This is a genomic window from Paenibacillus sp. CMM36, from assembly GCF_053570945.1.
In genome coordinates this window covers 19,706-36,601 of record NZ_JBSEDY010000020.1, presented here as the reverse complement: position 1 = coordinate 36,601, position 16,896 = coordinate 19,706, and the positions used below count along the sequence as shown (strand labels likewise).

Below are 16,896 nucleotides of genomic sequence, written 5' to 3'. Positions count from 1 at the left end.
CAAAAGGAAAGTTTAACGTGCGCTTCCACCCCGTCATTGATCCAGTGAAACAATTTCTTCCGCCTCAACTACCAATCGATCCCCTACGGAAGCACGACCACTTCCCAGAATATAGCCCCGTCGACGCTTGATCACTTCAAAGTAGAGATCAATTCGGTCCCCAGGCTTCGCCAAGCTATGGAACCGAATCCCATTGAGATTGGTCAGGTATGAAATCCCTTTTTTATCAACCGCCACGAATGCCGCCAATTGTGCAAGCGACTCCACAATCAACATAGGAGGCATGTATGGATTACTGTCTGTAATGAACCACTCACTCCAGGTGACAAGCTTGTATCCCTTCGCCCACTGCGACGTTTCGTACCCGGTCACGCCATCCAACAGAAGAAAAGGGTACCGGTGAGGAAGCACATCCGGGATATGGATTAGCTCTTCGCTCACAGGCTTATTCCCCTTCCCACTTGCGAACAGCAAGGCAGACGTTGTGCCCTCCGAAACCAAATGAATTGCTAATCGCTGCGCGGACCTCGCGTTCCTGATATACATGCGGCACAAAGTTCAATTCAGGAGCTTCCGGATTGTCACAATTGAGTGTCGGTGGTATTTTGCTGTGAATCATGCTCTGCACAGTCGCAATTAATTCGACTGCCCCTGCACCGCCCATTAAATGGCCAGTCATGGATTTAATAGACGATATCGCCAAAAGGGGGGCATGCTCCCCGAACACTTTTTGAATAGCATTAATCTCCATACGATCATTAAATGGCGTACTCGTACCGTGGGCATTGACATAGTCGATTTCCTGCGGTGTTAAGCCGCCATCCTGCAGTGCGATGTTGATCGCTTCTGCCGGGCCGGAGCCAGAGGGATCTGGAGCTGTGATATGATACGCATCCGTTGTGCATCCGTAACCCACAACTTCGGCCAGAATGGTGGCTCCGCGGTTCAAAGCATACTCCAACTCCTCCAGCACCAAGACTCCTGCTCCTCCACCGATGACGAATCCATCACGATCCACATCAAACGGACGACTAGCCTTCTGCGGCTCTTCATTACGTCTGGAGAGAGCATGAATATTCGCAAATGATGCCAGATCAAGCTGACTAAAATTGGCTTCTGCTCCACCGGCAACCACGACATCAGCCGTGCCGTACTGGATCGTACGTAATGCCTCACCGATGGCATTGCTTCCTGTAGCACAAGCTGTAACCACAGCAAACGAAGGCCCCTTGGCCCCAATAGCAATGGAGATTTCACCAGGTGCTGAATTAATCATCATCGAGGAAACAAAATAAGGAGAAACTCTTTTGGGACCAAGCTTTGTTAATTTCCCATAGTTCTCCTCTATAACGTCGAGGCCGCCTGCTCCAGAGCCGACAATAACCCCCACGCGACTTGCATTCCGCTCATCAATCACTAATTTGGATTGCTCCACCGCCTGCCGGGCAGCCGCCAAAGCAAACTGAGTGAACTGTGCCACTTTATTAGCTTCCTTCTTACTCATATATTGCAATGGGTCAAAGCCCGTAACCTGTGCACCGATCTTTGTCGGAATGTCCGCTGTATCGAAAACAGTGACCGGTCCAATTCCGCTTTTTCCTTTCAACAGTGAATTCCAGAAATCCGTAAGATTAAGCCCAACCGGCGTTACGACTCCCTGTCCAGTCACTACAACACGTCTTCTCACTGTATCCACGTCCTTCGTTGAAATTAATTCTTGGAAGCCTGTTGCTCGTAGAGAGGAAAGTCGCCATACACATGGCTGATTTTTTCATGCACATCCGCAAGATCAGCATATACCTCGACGACCACAAGCTTGTTCTCCTGATACTTTTGCCAAGCAAGCTGAAGCTGTTCCCGTGCCTCTCCCTTACTCCGAATTGCGAGGCTCTCTACAAACTCATACTGGGGAATTTGAATTCCTGTCTTGGCCGCCTCAGAAACAAACGGGAGGGACTGCCCTGTGAGATGCTTATAATTCATCTGATTCTGTAACCAACCATACCCACCATTATTGAGTACGACATAGATTAATGGTATTTGATACTCCACCGCCGTCATAAAATCCGAACAGAAGAGATTGAACGCACCGTCACCTACAAGTGCCACTACTGGACGTTGTGTTGCCACGCTTGCTCCCAGAGCAGCCGCCGCACCGAATCCAAGACTCGTTTGATCACTAGGAACAATCGAAAGAGAGCCTTGGGCAAAGCGGAAATATGGATAAAAATAGGACCACATATCCTGCAATCCATTCTCTTGAAGAAGCACCAGATTTTTGGGGAACTCCGTCTGAATCATGTCCAACAGCTCAGGAACGTGGATCCCAGGAGCCTTTTGCAATTCCTCCAGATAGATAGCCCTATGAGAAAAAGCCTTCTCTTTACAGCTCCTGATTGTTTCAAGCCACACTCCATCAGGCTTCTGCCCTAGCCGATCATGCCATTGCTCCACTGCTGCATATCCATCACCAAGCACTTTGATACCCCTATATTCGTGTGCAAAATCCTCCAGATTTACATTGACTTGAATCAAAGGTGTATCCTGTAGCAGAATATCCCACTCGAACGTAGCCGTTTCTTCCAAGCGGCTGCCCAGTGTGATCACCACATCAGATTCCTTCCAGATTTGTCTTAGACTGAGATCCGTATAGAGTCCGGCAACACCGCAGAAAAGTTCGTGTTCTTCATCCACTACACCCCGTCCCGAGGCAGTTGCGAACAAGGCCGCTCCATGTTGGTGAGCGAACCGCTCAATCACATCACCTGTACCTGACTTCATTCCCCCTCCGACTAGAATGAGCGGCCTGCGCGCCGTCTTTATAATCGCCCAAGCCGCATCCAACTCCCGACGAGACGGAGAGCACGACAGCTTTTCTGGTGGGGTAAACTGAAGCCCTGTTGGCACAGGCTGGTCCATCAGGTTTTCAGGGAGTTCGATATAGACAGGACCCGGTGCTCCATTGATAGCCAAAAAGGCAGCCCGCTCCATCGCCCATACAAGCCGATCCACATGCTCGACACGATAAGCCCATTTTACGAGCGGCTTCACGAGTGAGATTTGATCGGCTTCCTGAAAGGATCGGGTACCCAGCTTGTCTCCGCCAGTACCAAGCGCCAGAAGCAGGAGCGGAGCGCCCAGGTTCTTGGCTTCCAGCAGCCCTGTAAGTGTATTACTGAGCGCAGGGCCTTTCCCCACAACACATACGGACATCTGGTTGGTGGTGAGCGCATAACCTGCTGCCATGAACACAGCATTACGTTGATCTTTGCACAAAATAAAATCCATACCGGATGAGGGGAGTGACGATACGATTTTGAGATCATCACTTGGTAATCCAAAGAGATGCTGAACTCCAGCCGATTTTAAGTAGCCAATAATGGCATCCCAGGGGAAGAAGCTCGCAGTCATACCAAACTCCTCTTTTCCGACAAATATTCTGCGACAATTTCTGAAATCAAGATCGGCTTCGAAATGAGCTTGAAATCGTAAAAAATATAGTTCGACATCGTGCCGTAGCCACCAAAAGGCTTATTGCCTTGATCCACATCCTCAAGCGTCTGATTAATGGTCAATGTGTGCTTCTTTCGTAGAACGTCAGTCAGGTGCTCCGATCCGTATAAGCTGCAACCCATTGCACGTTCACTGAAATAACTGGAGGAAATACGCTTGATCAGTTGCTCGTCGTCTTGGTAGCTAACTACATTGAAGACTGGCGAAAAATACTCAATAATCTCCAGATTCTGATCCAATTCACTATATACAACCGTTGGCTCCATCTTTTTCGTACGGAAATCAATGCCGCCGCCGTAAATAATAAATTTGTCGTTCGTGTTAAAATACTCAGAAACCGAATATAGCGTGTCTTTGTAGAATATAGGGGTATAGTTTGCGTTCGGATCATTGTTGGCTCCAAACACGAGTTGGTCAAGCTGTTGAATCAGCAGATCTTTGAAATGCTCACTCACATCTTGATGTACCAGAATGATGTCGGGGCCTAGGCAGTCTTGTCCAGAGTTGAACAATCTCATTCGGATTACATCGGTAACCGCCAGCTCCAGATCTGCATCAGGCCCGATAATGAAAGGATTTAGCCCTTGTCCGTAAAAAATGTAGAGCTGATCTTTTCGAATCTGTTTTTTGATCTTCTCTGCATTGGTATAGCTTCCGGTGAACACCACAATATCAGCTGGCATAACGGAATTCTCCATGAACACCTTCTGGCTAACTTTACGAATATAGATGGGTAATCCATGTACAGCCTGAAGCTTTTCATGCAGCATGTTGACGTACTCATTTACGTGAGAAGAAGGGCGAAAGTCTATATTTTCAACGTACAGGGACGGAATCAAAAGGTATAATGCATAGGAGTATAAAATGACGTTGGAAGGCATGAATACAGCCATAGATCGTTGCCGACTTGGCTGATAGGTCTGCACTTCTTGCAGAGCACCTTGAAGTGTGAGGATCGTGGAGTCAATTTCTGCATTGGCGGCCCGATAGGATGAAAACTGCGTGAGAATATCCATCACTTCCTGCCGATTTTCAATCAAATAATTGAGGCATTTCAGAATAGATTCATGCCTTTCCAAAAACAGTGTGTTTTCTGCCAATTCTGGATTTATATTCATGGCACATTCTCCCTTTCCTATATGCGGTTTTGGTAAATATCTTGCTATACTTTGCGAGAAGCAACTTTTTCCAGGGCAATACGCTCCATCTCCAAACGATCCACTTTTCCATTGCGATTTAAAGGAAAGTGGTCGAGCGGAAGCAAAAGATCGGGAAACATGTATGAAGGGAGCACACGATTTATTTCTTTGCGGAGTACAGACAAGGCTTGCAAGGATTCGCCTTCGATGAAGGCAACAAGTAATGTCCCTTTAGCCTCATCCTCCAAGGTGATCACGCAGGATCGGTAACCTAGAGAACCAATCCGGTCCTCAATATAGACCGGAGATACCATATAGCCCATCCGGTTGACCGTCTTGCCGCTGCGTCCAATGACATACAGCATTCCGTCATCCAGATAGCCCAGATCCCCCGTCTTGAACCAACCGTCCTGTAGAACGGATTGCGTCAGGTCTGGACGATTCAGATAACCTTCCATGCATCCAGCACTGCGTATCCACACTTCGCCTACGACACCGTCCGTCTGCTGTTTGCCTGTAGAATCTAGTATTTTCAAATCCACACCAGGTAATGGTAGTCCACAACCCTTCGGACACTCTAGCGTCCCCAGCGTAACGTTGCCCAGTTCAGAAAGACCGTAACCATTCAGCAGGGGCTGTCCAAATATGTTGTTAAATTTCTCTTCAAGGTCTTGGGTAAGTGGAGAACCGCCTACGCACCACATGCGCACCGGGGCTTCCTTGACCATTTCCAGTTGTTCGGGTTTTCGGTTTAGCATACGCAACAAGGTGTAAAAAGCAGAGGGGTTAGCATCTACGACCGTCGCCCGGTCTTTCGTAATACTTGCAATGACGCTCCAGAGGTTTTTTGGATTGCAGATGATGAGAGAACATGAGGTTAACCACCAGGAGAAGATAAGTGAGATTCCATAAAAATGAGAGAAAGGCACAACGGGGAGCATATGGTCAGACGGTAGGTAGTTCATGGCGTGTATGGAATGCCTGATGTTCTCCATAAAAGCTGAACCAGCTTTCACGATTCCCTTGGGTTTTCCCGTCGTACCTGAAGAATACAGAATGAGCGCATCTGGCCTCTCGCACCACTTGTTAAAGTCGAGGGCTTCAAGCTTTGGCTCTCCCACCCAATCCGGGTGCACTGTTTCTTCTTGAATCAGATCTTGAATCAGAATAACGAGTGCATGAGGAAGTTCTAAATCGGAATCCGTAAGGATGCAACAGGCATCCGCTTCATCATAGATTTGGGCCACCTCATCGAGCACAGTCTGCTCGTCCACCACAGTCACCGAAACAGCGATATTGCACAGGGAGAACAGAGACACAACAAACCAATAAGAATTGGCCGCTTTCAGAATCACTCTACCGTCTTCGGGAATGCCTCTGAGAGTCAACATCCGGGAGAAGATCGTAACGTCTCGCTCCAGACGCTCCCTGGTCATAATTCCTTCAGATGAGATAATCCGGCAATCCGTATGCGTAATAAGCACAACGTTCCCTCCTTACATCCCCGTAATATGGTATCCAGCATCTACATGGATAACTTCACCCGTAATGCCTCTCGATAAATGGGAAAATAGGAATAACGCCGTATCTCCGACTTCAGACGTATCAACCGTCTTGCGTAAGGGCGTAGTTTCTTCAATATGTTTGAGCATTGTGTTAAAATCCTTAATGCCATAGGCAGCCAAAGTCCGTATCGGACCAGCGGAAATCGCATTTACACGAATGCCATATGTGCCCAGATCATTCGACAGATAGCGCATGCTGGCTTCCAGTGAAGCCTTCGCCACACCCATAACATTGTAATTTTTGATCGCTCGTTCTGCGCCAATATACGTCATGGTGACGATACTCCCACCCTCTGTCATCAGTGGGTACACTCGACGGGATACAGCAGCCAAGGAATAGGCGCTGATTTCTTGTGCAACGGCGAATCCCTCGCGAGAAGTGTCAACGAACAAGCCATCCAAATCCTCAGCCTTAGCATAGGCGACACTGTGAAAATAACCATGCAACACGCCTACTTTTTCTTTTAGAAAATCCGCCAATGCATCAAGCTCTTCATTGCTTTGTACATCGCAAGGACAGACCAGTGCTCCCGGAATGGTTTCAGCAAGCTTTAGTACCCGCTCTGCAACCCTCTCATTTTCGTAAGTAAAAATGAGTTGTGCCCCTTCAGCAGCTAAAGATTGAGCTGTCCCCCAAGCAATACTCCTGTTATTAGCCACGCCCATAATCAAAATGTTCTTACCGCTCAGTAGTACTGCCACAGAAACCACCTTTCTTTTTTTACATTATTAAACAAAATAACAACTTAATTGCGTATGTCTACATTTATAGACATATGTAATCTTTCCTGGAATATTATCGCGTTAATTGCCAAACTTAGATAGGCGACGTTTTAGGCAAATCACAAAATTTATTTTAAAATTTGTGTAACACATCATGTATGCTGTCTGTCATCTCACAAAAAATAATTGTGTTGCTTCTGTTGGTCTGTGTTCAAATCGAAAGGGATACATGTGTGTGAAAAAAGATAGCGAGGCGAAAATAAGGTGACTGTCAAAGTAAGTTAAACATAAAATCCGCATATTTTTGTAAATATTTACATTCCGATGACAGACTCACCCCACTACCGGAAGTAACCACTTCATTTTCACCAACAATGACTCTCCCGATTTGAACATCCTGAGTGACCAGCCAGATATCATCTAAGTGTAAAACCTTAACCTTTATAGACTACGCTTTTGTTTTTTGGGAGCTAAAGTATAGCTAAAGGAGACAACAAAGTCGATTACCAGAACGATCGCCCATGTTTGCATAATGCCCTCCAAAGACGCCGTACGCTGTGGATCATCAACATACACAATGATGGCGAGCAACAAAGCATTACCTATAGCCCAGCCCAAAAGGTGAAGCAACCAACCTATCCGTTCCTCTTTTGCATGAGCAGCACCATACTTGCGTTCAGGCTTGGGTCCCTTACCAAACCAATGGGAGAACCGTACATCCGCCCACTTAATTAACCTATGACCAAATGCTACTGTAATACCAAAATAACAGGCCGCCAAGCCAGTAGCAGTCGTAATCTCCATGCCACTTTTCACCGTGATGAACACTGCAATTAGTAACAGGATATCAATAATTGGGGTAAAGAGTAAAAGAAGCCCACCTAATTTCTTCAACCCAAACATATACCTTGCGACTAACCCTGCAACAACAAAAACCCAAAACAAAACCTCAGCACTAATAATAAATAAATACATAATGGACGATTCCTTTCAAATTAGAAATTGGTATTCACCTCAACTATCCCCCTTTCATGCCCACTATCATACAATATTATACATAATATTCCTAGTATTTTGTCTATAATTACATAAAAGGAAACAAATAGCCGTTTTTTCTGTGAAAAACAGTATCTGTTCAAACTATTTCGTCTTGTTCTCAAAATGGGCATTTTACATCATATGCTACCCATAAAGAATGATGATGATCTGAAATGAAAAAAAAGATGTACCTATGCTAATCAGCACGGGTACATCTTTTTTACAGATACACTATCCAATTACGATATGCCCTTCGGGACGACGGTACAATGTCTTGGTTGAGCGTGGACGAATGGCATAGGCAATCGTAAGAGGACCAATTCGACCAATAAACATAGTCACACAAATAATCAGCTTGCCTGCGTCAGACAACCCTGGCGTCACTCCTACGGACAACCCTACCGTTCCAATTGCGGAAGCAGCCTCAAATGCCAGGGAGAGAAATGGGGCATCCTCTGTCATTAAGAGCAGTATAACCACAATCGAGAATATAAATAGGGCTAGTACAATAATGGTCAGCGCCCGCATCATGATATCTTTGGGGACCCTATGACGGAAAAACACGATTTCCTTCTGTCCTCGCATGACGGCGATTAGCGCACCTACCATAAGCAGAAACGTAGTCGTTTTGATTCCTCCTCCAGTTGAGCCTGGAGAAGCACCGATAATCATCAGCAACATAATAAAAAACTGACTTGCCTGCCTTAACCCGCTGATATCGACTGTGCTCGTACCCGATGATCTCGTGGAGACCGATTGAAAGACAGCTCCATATACTTTGCCTTCCCAGTTCAGTGCACCCAAGGTTCGTGCATTGGTAAACTCAAAAATAAATAAAACCAGCGCACCAATCACAATGAGCACTCCCGACACGCTTAGCACCATTTTGGAGTGTAGAGACAGTCTCCGGGTACGGCGAAAATCGAACAGATCGCTAAGCACCAGGAAACCCAAGCCTCCTGATATAACGAGCACAGATGCAATCATATTGAAAACAAAATCTCCAGCGTACTGTTGGAAGCTAGTCCCGAACAGATCGAATCCCCCGTTATTAAAGAGGGATACGGAATGGAATATTCCATAATAGATCGCTTGTCCGACAGGCATCTCTCGCATCCACCGCAAAGCCAAGACGACGGCAGCTATCGCCTCAATGGTAAAAGAAAAGATCAGCACCTTGCGAATAATACGCACGATCCCTTCCATGCTATCGGCATTAATAGCCTCCTTAAGCAGCAACCGATCCTTCAGCGATAATCGCCGCCCCAATAACAGCGCAAACAAGGTCGCTAAGGTCATAAACCCCAGCCCGCCTAGCTGCATCAGCACCAAAATGACGGTTTCGCCAAACATCGTATACGTTGAATCGACGTCAACGACGACCAGTCCTGTGACACAAGCGGCTGAGACGGACGTAAAAAGCGAATCAATCCAATGCGGAGCATGACCACTATGATTGGCAACAGGAAGCATCAGTAGCAAAGTACCCAATGCAATAATCAATAAATATCCAATGACCAATATAAAAGGAGGCGATGCGAACCGACTAAGCTTGACGCTGCGTTTCATTAGAGTATTCTCTCCATCCGTTCTTATGAAAAAGAGGAACAAGACACGGGAAACCCGGCTGATCCTCTATATTCATAATGTTATGTTATTCTACTGTACGGTTACGCATATGCGGGAAAAGCAGCACATCGCGAATGGAAGGCGCATCTGTCAGCAACATGACCAAACGATCGATGCCGATGCCCAATCCGCCTGTTGGCGGCATACCGTATTCCAAGGCGCGGATAAAGTCATCATCCATTTCATGAGCCTCATCGTTACCGTGCTCACGTTCCAGCAATTGAGCTTCAAAACGTTGGCGCTGGTCGATTGGATCATTCAGCTCAGTAAACGCATTCGCATGCTCACGAGCGACCACGAACAGCTCGAAGCGATCCGTAAACCGCGGATCTTGTTCGTTTTTCTTGGCCAACGGCGAGATTTCAACCGGATGTCCAGTAATAAAGGTCGGCTGAATGAGCGTTTCTTCTACGAACTGCTCAAAGAATGCATTCAGGATATGGCCAAAGGTCATGTGTGGTTCGACCGGAACTTTATGCTCTTTCGCAAGGCGGTGAGCTTCTTCATTACTCATCTGCACGCTAAAGTCTACGCCTGTTACTTCTTTAACAGCATCAACCATGGAGACTCTGCGCCATTGCGGCGTCAGATCCACTTCCTGGCCTTGATATTGAATGTGCTGTGTGCCCAGTACTTCCTGCGCAATATGTGCAACCATGTTTTCCGTCAATTGCATGATATCTTTATAATCAGCATACGCTTCATACAGCTCAATCATCGTAAACTCAGGGTTATGGCGGGTCGAAATACCTTCATTACGGTAAACACGACCGATCTCATATACTTTCTCCATTCCACCGACAATTAGTCGTTTCAAATGGAGTTCAATAGCAATACGCATATAAAGCTGCATGTCCAATGCATTATGGTGGGTAACAAATGGCTTCGCCGCCGCCCCGCCAGCAATGGAATGTAAAGTTGGGGTTTCAACTTCCAAATAGCCGAGCGAATCGAGATAACGACGCATGGATTGAATAATACGGGACCGTGTAATGAACGTTTTTTGTACTTCAGGGTTCATAACCAAATCGACATACCGCTGACGGTAACGTAATTCAACATCCTTCAGACCATGGTATTTCTCCGGTAATGGATACAAGGATTTGGACAAGACCTCAATATCCAGCACTTTGATCGTAGTTTCACCTGTTTTGGTCTTAAAGAGCACACCCTTAACACCAACGATATCGCCGAGATCCAAAATACCAAATGCTTTATATTTTGTCTCAGGTACAGTGTCTTGACGAACATAAATTTGAATACGTCCGCTAAGATCCTGTATATGAGCAAAGCTGGCTTTCCCCATCACACGTTTAGCCATAATACGGCCTGCTATGCTAACTTCAATATTCTTTTCTTCCAGTTCTTCCTTAGTCAAACTGTCATACTTGCTCAGTAGTACGCCCGCTTCAGCCGTGCGTATGTATTTGCGTCCAAAAGGATCAATGCCCAATGAGCGAAGCTCGTCCAATTTGGCACGACGAATTTGCAATAGTTCACTTAATTCCTCGCGATTTTCTTGTGTTTCCTGGTTAGTAGTTTCATCCGACATGGTGCTAAATCAGCTCCTTCAATATGAATAGACGGGCCGGGGTCCGTCCGGGTGTAGAGAAAAAAAGCTTCCACAAGGAAGCTTTTACATTAAATTCCAAAGTCCGTGTCTTATTTCTTGATATCCACGATTTTATATTGAATAACGCCTGCTGGAACGGTGACATCCACAACAGTTCCCTTTTTCTTACCGAGAATTGCTTTGCCAACCGGACTTTCATTCGAAATCTTGTTCTGAAGCGGATCGGATTCAGCGGAACCTACGATAGCATACTCTGTAATATCTCCGAATTCCAAATCTTCAACGGTCACAGTTGCGCCTACTCCCACAACATCGGTGTCAATTTCATCACTATTGATAATGCGGGCATTGCGTAGCATCTTTTCCAACGTAATTACACGGCCTTCAATAAAGGCCTGCTCATTCTTCGCATCCTCATATTCGGAGTTTTCACTAATATCTCCGTATCCGATGGCTACCTTAATCCGTTCAGCCACTTCGCGGCGTTTGACAGACTTTAAGTTCTCAAGCTCATCTTCGAGCTTTCTAAGACCTTCCTGTGTCAGAATGACTTCTTTATCGCTCATCTTAACCGATTCTCCTGTCATGGGAAAAGTTTAAAAGTGCATCGGAATGCACGCTTTCAAAACATAATATGCCACTCTGAGGGAATGAGAACATTTCCTGCTGTTGTCTTGAGAGCTGCACACAATTTGTAGCATACATCAAGATTTTATACTGAACGATTATAGGGCAAGCAATTGGAAAAGTCAATCGCGCGCACAGGCAGGAACATCTTCCTTATTGCGCAACAGCAGCAGGAGATGCAGCACTTGTAAAAGGCTCATCGTTTTCTACCATGTGCAATTGAGATACAAATTGATCCAAAATACGTACCATATCGTCGCGCTTTGTTTCTTCCATAATGACATCCTTAATACGTGCTGAACCTTTAAGCCCCTTGAGGTACCAAGCCAGATGCTTGCGCATTTCACGAACAGCTACTGCTTCACCCTTCAAAGCAACCAGACGATCCATATGCAGAATGGCAATACGAATTTTTTCTTCCGGTGAAGGATCGGGCAACAGCTCACCTGATTGCAAGTACTCAATCGTACGGTAAAGCATCCACGGATTTCCCAGAGCACCGCGTCCGATCATAACGCCATCACAATTGGTCAAATCCAGCATACGGCGAGCATCTTCCGGTGATGCCACATCGCCATTTCCAATTACAGGAATGGAAACTGCTTCTTTAACTTCTTTTATAATATCCCAATTCGCAAGTCCCGTATACAGTTGCTCCCGTGTACGGCCATGTACGCTAACGGCCTGTCCTCCGGCACGTTCAACAGCGCGAGCGTTCTCTACGGCATAAATATGCTCACTATCCCAACCAATACGCATTTTCACAGTAACCGGCTTGTTTACTGATTCCACTACCGCCGATACCATTTCATAAATCTTGTTTGGATCGAGCAGCCAACGAGCACCTGCATCACATTTGGTCACTTTGGGAACCGGGCAACCCATATTGATATCAATAATATCTGCATTCGTTTCCTGATCTACGACCTTCGCTGCTTCCACCAGAGTTTCACGGTCGCCTCCGAAAATTTGCAAGCTAAGCGGCTTCTCGCGCTCATCTACAAACAGCATCTCACGTGTACGCTTGTTGCCGTGAATGATCGCCTTATCACTAACCATCTCTGCACATACCAAGCCTGTACCGAATTCCTTGGCGATCAGGCGAAAAGCAGGGTTGCACACGCCTGCCATCGGAGCCAGAACGACTTGGTTTTTCATTTCAATACCGCCGATTTTCAACATATCTGTTCACCCCTTTATTCTTTCTTTTGTATCATTATTTATCGTCATTCTGTCAGTTCCCGGACTTCAATTTCTAGCGTTTGGGCGATAATGTTCAGCATGTCTAAGTCTATTGTACGATTGCCTCGCTCCACAGCACCTAATACAGTCAAAGATATACCGGTACGCTCTGCCAACTCCTGCTGTGTGAACCCTTTTAGTTTCCGAAAGGCGCGGAGTCGTTGCGCCAGCTGCATGTTTTCCAAAGCTGTATGCCGTCCTTTCCATCCACAGAATTCAATGCAGTATGCACGATACTGTACAGACCGGACGGATCTTGGTTCGGAACGATGTCAGCCAAGGGAACCAGTACAAAAGCACGCTCCAACATGCGAGGGTGAGGAAGCTCCAAATCCGGTGTAGCCAGTTGTGCCGCTCCCATCCATAACAAGTCCAGATCAATGGTTCGTGGACCATTAGGAATATGTCTTACTCTCCCCAGACGACTCTCCACCTCCAGCATATATACCAGAAGCTCCTCTGGAGCAAGTGTTGTAGATAGGGCTACCGTCATGTTCAAAAAAGAAGGTTGATCCAGATACCCAACAGGCTCTGTTTCGTACAGGCTGGAGCACCGTATTACCCGGATACCCGGATGTTCGTCCAGCGCCGTAATGGCTTCATACAGGGTATGCTCGCGCTCCCCCAAATTAGCCCCTAAAGCAATATAAGCCTCTGATGCCTCAGAGGTCGAATGTGCATTCATGTATCGTTCCTACTTTCTTGCGCGATAAAGCTCAACCGTCACGCCTTGAAAATGAATATCAAATGGCGGATGCGGCTTCGTGACTTTGACAGTCAGTGCATTGACACTAGTATAAGTGTCCAGTAGGGAAGATGCAATACGTTCGCCCAAAGCTTCAATCAATTGGTAAGACTCCTTTTCTACAATATCTTTAACGGTGTAATGCACCTCTGCGTAATTAACCGTTTTGTCCAAAGCATCCTGCTCACCCGCTTCACGCAGATCAAGCTCCAGTTCCAAATCAATATAGTAACGTTGTCCCAGCTTACGTTCCTCTGGAAAAACGCCATGATATCCGTAATACTCCATACGATGCAATTTCATTTTATCCATTGTGGGTAGGCCCCCTGTTATTTATTAGATTTTTCTAAATAAGCTCAACTAAAGGTGTACACGCGGCACCACTACGCGGTCGGATGGTACTTCCCATCGCTGTTGTGCCCAGATTTCCTTATATTAGGATAAAATGGTTGGAATCCTGGCACAAAGGCGACCGCTTCGCTTGTACAGCACCATTCCGTCCACTTCGTTTTCGTTCTACTATTTTTTCCGTTCTTCTTACATTAATTTCTCTCTAAAAAATACAGTGACTTTATGGTGCGTTGTAGCGGAATGAAGGATTTGAATCCGGAGAAGCGTAGCGCTCGCCTCCAAAGCTTTTCAAGGAAAAGCTACATCGTAAGCATATACTCAACGGGATTCCTACAGTCATATGTTTTACCAATTCAAAAGAATCCCGTTGCAACAGCGATCACAGGATCAAATCATTCATGAAGCGTCTCCTAACCACCATAACTCAGTGCATTTTTAGACCCGTACACCATCGCATCACACATACGTACGGTGCGCTTGATTTGCGCCACATCGTGTACACGCACAATCTGGCACCCTTGAGCAATGCCAAAAGCAACAGTAGCCGCCGTGCCCTCCACCACATCATTCACAGGCAAATCCAGTGCTGTACGAATAAATCTTTTGCGCGACGTAGCCAATAACAGCGGAAAGCCCAGCTGACCCAATCTATCGAGAGAAGTCATGGCATGAATATTTTCATCGTAATCCTTGGCAAAACCGATACCTGGGTCTAAAATGATCTGTTCCTCACGTACCCCCGCATCCAGCGCTAATCGGATACTCTCTTTTAAATCGGACAGCATATCAGAAACCAAATCACTATAGTTATGGTCATGACGATTATGCATCAAAATGACCGGGCAATCGAATTCCGAAGCTACACGTGCCATATCAGGGTCTGCCTTAAACCCCCACACATCATTAATGATATGTGCGCCAGCTTCGAGTGCCTTTCTGGCTACTTCAGCTTTGTAAGTATCTACAGATAATGGAATGTGCGGTGCGATACGATGGATGGCCTGGACGACCGGAATGACCCGAGCCAGCTCCTCTTCCACACCTACTGGATCATGACCGGGACGGGTAGACTCCCCGCCAATGTCAATGATATCAGCTCCATCTTCCACCAGCTTCAATGCATGTAAAACAGCAATCTCCGGGTTATAATGTAATCCTCCATCGGAAAATGAATCCGGGGTCACATTCAGTATACCCATGATCTGTGTGGAATGTCCGAGTGTAAGCTCGGCATCCCCCATTCGGTAACTACGTTGATAAAGGGTCGGTATGTTCACTTGATCCCTGCTTTCTGTCTATAATCGTGCAACAGCAAAGCTGCTATGGACCTGGGCTGCGTCAAGGGAACCGAAAAATGATTCGTTGTTCCTCCCGGCTCCAACAACAAATCCACGGGCCGTATTTCTTGTATAGAGTTGGTCATAAAAATTTCGTCAGCCTGTTTCAGCTCGTCCCAGCGGTACAGGCCTTGCTCACAAGGAATGTCTCGCAGATGCGCCAGCTCCAAAATGAATTCACGCGTAATGCCTGGCAGAATCCCTGTAGACAAGTCAGGGGTATACAGCGTATTATTCCGCACAAAGAACAAATTGCTGACCATTCCCTCTGCCAGGAAACCATTGGCCGTAAGCATCATTCCTTCAGCCTTATAACGGACAGCTTCGGCATACTGCTGAAGTTCCCGTTTCGCAAGAATATTATTCATATAATGCAACGACTTTAAGCGAACCTCACCCTCTGGAGTGTTTCTGGGGATTCGCAACAACTGAAGCGCCGATGGGGAAGTCGATTGCCCAATTTGTGTATTGGTAGAGGGCAACGGCTTGGCAAACAAAATATGGTTGGGACGCGTATAGTCACCCGTCGGCAATCCTAGCACCTCTTCACCCGCTGATACGGTGTAGCGGATGTAGGCTTCATCCAACCCATTTGCCACCATCAGATGCTGGATGTGTTTCGTAAGCTGCTCCTCATCAGGTTGAAAAGGAATGCCGAGCATTCGGCAGCCTTCCTGTAGTCGATGCAGATGCCGATCCAGCAAGAATGGGGCGCCCTTGTAGGTGCGGAATGTTTCAAACAAGCCCATTCCGTATAAAAAGCCGTGATCACTTACGTGAACCACGGCTTTTGCGGCTTCCGTGAGGACGCCGTTGACTCCGATATATTTCATGAATCAAACGCCTACCTTGCGTTTTAGGAAATTGCGTAACAGCTGATGCCCGTAATCCGTAATAATGGATTCTGGATGGAACTGAACTCCTTCTACGGCAAATTCTTTATGCCGCAAACCCATAATTTCACCTTCTGCGGTTTCAGCGGTAATCTCTAGACACTCAGGTAGACTCTCGCGCTCTACCAGCAATGAGTGATACCGGGTTGCTGTGAACGGAGAAGGCAAGCCTTCAAATACTGACGTATTGTGATGAAGAATCGGTGAGGTTTTACCGTGCATGAGTCGTTCAGCCCGGATAACCTTACCGCCAAAAGCCTGTCCGATGGCCTGATGGCCGAGGCAAACGCCAAAAATCGGAATGCGACCTTTAAAATGGCTGATCACATCCAGTGATATCCCCGCCTCATTCGGCGTGCATGGACCCGGCGAGATCAAAATATGCTCTGGTGCCAGCTCTTCTATGCCTTTCACATCAATCTCATCGTTCCGTTTTACGGTTACTTCTTCGCCAAGTTCACCCAAATACTGAACAAGATTGTACGTAAACGAATCATAATTATCAATCACCAAAATCATAC

General features: G+C 46.5%; 17 protein-coding genes. All 17 read right to left on the bottom strand.

Translation table 11 applies throughout. The features are described from left to right. Positions 1-33: 33 nt before the first annotated feature. Positions 34-426 (bottom strand): 3-hydroxyacyl-ACP dehydratase FabZ family protein, encoded by a 393-nt coding sequence (locus tag ACWA2B_RS25230; protein WP_029514647.1) that lies wholly within the window; start codon positions 424-426, stop codon positions 34-36. A gap of 19 nt (positions 427-445) precedes the next feature. Beyond that, a complete protein-coding gene (fabF, locus tag ACWA2B_RS25225) occupies positions 446-1,687 on the bottom strand; it encodes a beta-ketoacyl-ACP synthase II (protein ID WP_165150700.1) in 1,242 nt (413 codons plus the stop codon). Positions 1,688-1,710: 23 nt separating this feature from the next. Beyond that, the gene (locus tag ACWA2B_RS25220) at positions 1,711-3,411 is read right to left on the bottom strand and encodes a thiamine pyrophosphate-binding protein (RefSeq protein ID WP_449292764.1); all 1,701 of its coding nucleotides are present in this window, start codon (positions 3,409-3,411) and stop codon (positions 1,711-1,713) included. Next, complete coding sequence (locus ACWA2B_RS25215; RefSeq protein ID WP_069011242.1) at positions 3,408-4,631, bottom strand: aldehyde dehydrogenase family protein; 1,224 nt, start codon at positions 4,629-4,631, stop codon at positions 3,408-3,410. Before ACWA2B_RS25215 ends, ACWA2B_RS25220 begins: the two co-directional genes overlap by 4 nt. A 44-nt stretch (positions 4,632-4,675) precedes the next feature. Further along, on the bottom strand, positions 4,676-6,136 hold the full coding sequence (locus ACWA2B_RS25210) for a class I adenylate-forming enzyme family protein (RefSeq protein ID WP_069011241.1): 1,461 nt from the start codon (positions 6,134-6,136) through the stop codon (positions 4,676-4,678). Positions 6,137-6,148: 12 nt separating this feature from the next. Further along, positions 6,149-6,919 (bottom strand): enoyl-ACP reductase FabI, encoded by a 771-nt coding sequence (fabI, locus tag ACWA2B_RS25205; protein ID WP_029514642.1) that lies wholly within the window; start codon positions 6,917-6,919, stop codon positions 6,149-6,151. A gap of 462 nt (positions 6,920-7,381) precedes the next feature. Beyond that, a complete protein-coding gene (locus ACWA2B_RS25200; RefSeq protein WP_318628332.1) occupies positions 7,382-7,915 on the bottom strand; it encodes a hypothetical protein in 534 nt (177 codons plus the stop codon). A 294-nt stretch (positions 7,916-8,209) separates the two neighbouring features. Then, positions 8,210-9,547 (bottom strand): TrkH family potassium uptake protein, encoded by a 1,338-nt coding sequence (locus ACWA2B_RS25195; RefSeq protein WP_029514640.1) that lies wholly within the window; start codon positions 9,545-9,547, stop codon positions 8,210-8,212. A gap of 85 nt (positions 9,548-9,632) precedes the next feature. After that, entirely contained in the window at positions 9,633-11,159 is a 1,527-nt protein-coding gene (lysS, locus tag ACWA2B_RS25190; RefSeq protein ID WP_449292763.1) for a lysine--tRNA ligase, read from the bottom strand. Positions 11,160-11,269: 110 nt separating this feature from the next. Continuing rightward, entirely contained in the window at positions 11,270-11,746 is a 477-nt protein-coding gene (greA, locus tag ACWA2B_RS25185) for a transcription elongation factor GreA (protein WP_013308160.1), read from the bottom strand. A gap of 214 nt (positions 11,747-11,960) precedes the next feature. Further along, positions 11,961-12,989 carry a tRNA dihydrouridine synthase DusB gene (gene dusB / locus ACWA2B_RS25180; protein ID WP_209950323.1) on the bottom strand — a complete coding sequence of 343 codons (1,029 nt, stop codon included), beginning with the start codon at positions 12,987-12,989 and terminating at the stop codon, positions 11,961-11,963. A gap of 44 nt (positions 12,990-13,033) precedes the next feature. Continuing rightward, positions 13,034-13,234, bottom strand: coding sequence for a helix-turn-helix domain-containing protein (locus ACWA2B_RS25175; protein ID WP_185156379.1), 201 nt, complete (start codon positions 13,232-13,234; stop codon positions 13,034-13,036). Then, complete coding sequence (folK, locus tag ACWA2B_RS25170) at positions 13,186-13,734, bottom strand: 2-amino-4-hydroxy-6-hydroxymethyldihydropteridine diphosphokinase (RefSeq protein WP_029514636.1); 549 nt, start codon at positions 13,732-13,734, stop codon at positions 13,186-13,188. The genes ACWA2B_RS25175 and folK overlap by 49 nt, the downstream gene beginning before the upstream one ends. Before the next feature lie 9 nt (positions 13,735-13,743). Beyond that, positions 13,744-14,106, bottom strand: coding sequence for a dihydroneopterin aldolase (gene folB / locus ACWA2B_RS25165; RefSeq protein ID WP_013368705.1), 363 nt, complete (start codon positions 14,104-14,106; stop codon positions 13,744-13,746). Positions 14,107-14,555: 449 nt separating this feature from the next. Continuing rightward, positions 14,556-15,422 (bottom strand): dihydropteroate synthase, encoded by an 867-nt coding sequence (gene folP / locus ACWA2B_RS25160; RefSeq protein ID WP_029514634.1) that lies wholly within the window; start codon positions 15,420-15,422, stop codon positions 14,556-14,558. Next, positions 15,419-16,315 carry an aminotransferase class IV gene (locus tag ACWA2B_RS25155; RefSeq protein WP_449292762.1) on the bottom strand — a complete coding sequence of 299 codons (897 nt, stop codon included), beginning with the start codon at positions 16,313-16,315 and terminating at the stop codon, positions 15,419-15,421. The genes folP and ACWA2B_RS25155 overlap by 4 nt, the downstream gene beginning before the upstream one ends. A 3-nt stretch (positions 16,316-16,318) precedes the next feature. After that, entirely contained in the window at positions 16,319-16,894 is a 576-nt protein-coding gene (gene pabA, locus ACWA2B_RS25150) for an aminodeoxychorismate/anthranilate synthase component II (RefSeq protein ID WP_013308153.1), read from the bottom strand. Positions 16,895-16,896: the final 2 nt, after the last annotated feature.